The organism is Exiguobacterium sp. SH5S13 (assembly GCF_004337085.1).
GTDB lineage: Bacteria > Bacillota > Bacilli > Exiguobacteriales > Exiguobacteriaceae > Exiguobacterium > Exiguobacterium aurantiacum_A.
In genome coordinates this window covers 1-443 of sequence record NZ_SJUS01000076.1, presented here as the reverse complement: position 1 = coordinate 443, position 443 = coordinate 1, and the positions used below count along the sequence as shown (strand labels likewise).

The 443-nt window shown below is 49.9% G+C and carries 1 protein-coding gene; it reads right to left on the bottom strand.

The genetic code is table 11. From position 1 onward, the window contains the following. Positions 1-443, bottom strand: a 443-nt coding sequence (locus EVJ30_RS15240) for a hypothetical protein (RefSeq protein WP_161568872.1), incomplete at both ends; no start/stop codon positions are given.

Here is a 443-nt window from a genome sequence, read left to right as displayed (position 1 = left end):
CCAAGGCAATACTGTGTTGCGGCGCCATTGCTGCACCAACCCTAAGAGGAAAAGGCTTTGCAGCAGAGTAATCGTCAAGTCCTTCAGTAAGAAGAAGCAGTAATACCAAAGGGGCGTCAGGCATAAAATACTGATCAGCACTACACGCCCAAACTCGCGCGACTCTGCCAATGCCGCAATGCGATACCACGCTAGCGCCAGCAATATCAGAAGACACAAATTAAACAGCTTGTAGGCCAACAAGTCAGGCCCGCTAAAGATGCTAATTATCGAAAGAAGAAAGGGGTAGCCCGGCTGCTCCATAAGGCCAGTGAAGCGGGTAAGGTCAAAAGCTTCCTCTACCGAATTGATTGTCGTGTTGGCAAGATAGAAATAGTTTTCGTCATCCCCGGAACCTGAAAATGGCAGCCACATATTGACCAAGGCGGTCAGGGGCGCAAGAG